Below are 1066 nucleotides of genomic sequence, written 5' to 3' on the forward strand. Positions count from 1 at the left end.
GGGCGGGGGGACAGGGGGCGCCGAGGGCGCGGCCTCGCCGCTCATGCCCGCCTCCCCGTATGCGTCTGATCGAACACCGGATGAACGTCTACGGCATGGCCACGGGCATCCACGGCGACTCCTCGGACGGTGCTTGCGGACCTGACGCAAGGAACAACGCTGCTGATCAGCGCGGCGTAACGGCCGACTCGTCGAGAAATCGTTCGACTGTGCAGGAGGAACGTTTGGGCTCCGCGGCGGGGCGCCCGTCAGACGTAGTTCGAATCGGTGCTCAGTAACCGCCCGGGGCCGAGGCCGGGGCGCTCGTCACCGGGGCGTACGGGGTCGAGTGGCCCGGAGCGGGGGCCGAGGTCGTCGGGAGGCGCGAGGCGGGGGCCTGCGGTCGCGCGGACTCGGAGGCACTGGCGGACGAGGGGGCGCAGGACGCAGGGGCGGATGAACCGGCGTACGGCGACGGGCAGTTCGTGGGCGACGAGCCGTAGGGCGTCGACGTGCTGGGCGGCGGGGTCTTCCGGTCGTTCTCGCCCGTGTCGCCCCGGGGCCGCGAGAACCACTCCTCGTGGTCCGGGTCGAACATGACGAACGTCTGGACCGGGCGGGCGGCGGGCGCGACGACGGCCACGTTCGACGGCCGGTAGGCGGGCCAGGCGTCGCCGGCCGGTTTGGGCGTGCCCCGCTGGGCGACCGGCGGCGTCAGCGGGTTCCCGCAGGCGCACCGCACCCTCGGCACGCCCCGGTCGTCCACCAGCACGGCCGTACCGGCCTGGAGGACGGCCTGGTAGGAGGTGGCGGAGCCGTTCTCGTAGCCGTGGTTGGTCACCCGGGTGTCGATACGGAGCTGTACGGGGGTCAGGGCGCGCAGATACGACGGCACGCCGTCGGGCGCGATGCCGAGGACGGACGCGAACGCCTTGTTCTTCGCCGGTTCCGCCGCCAGCGCGCCGATCTGCTTCTCCACGTCGCAGCTCGCCCTGTTGCGGGTACCGCCGTACAGGCCCGGGGCCGAACCGTCCACGCCGCGCGTCACGTTGGCGGACGCCGGCGCCGACGCGCTGGGCAGGGAGGG

At 73.5% G+C, this 1066-nt stretch carries 1 protein-coding gene; it reads right to left on the reverse strand.

The window, feature by feature from the left end; translation table 11 throughout:
- Positions 1–271 precede the first annotated feature (271 nt).
- Positions 272–1066: DUF6777 domain-containing protein (locus ACJA3G_RS37500; RefSeq protein WP_406557473.1), on the reverse strand; the 795-nt coding region annotated here is incomplete at its 5' end.

The organism is Streptomyces sp. YS-3 (assembly GCF_045257485.1).
Taxonomy (GTDB): domain Bacteria; phylum Actinomycetota; class Actinomycetes; order Streptomycetales; family Streptomycetaceae; genus Streptomyces.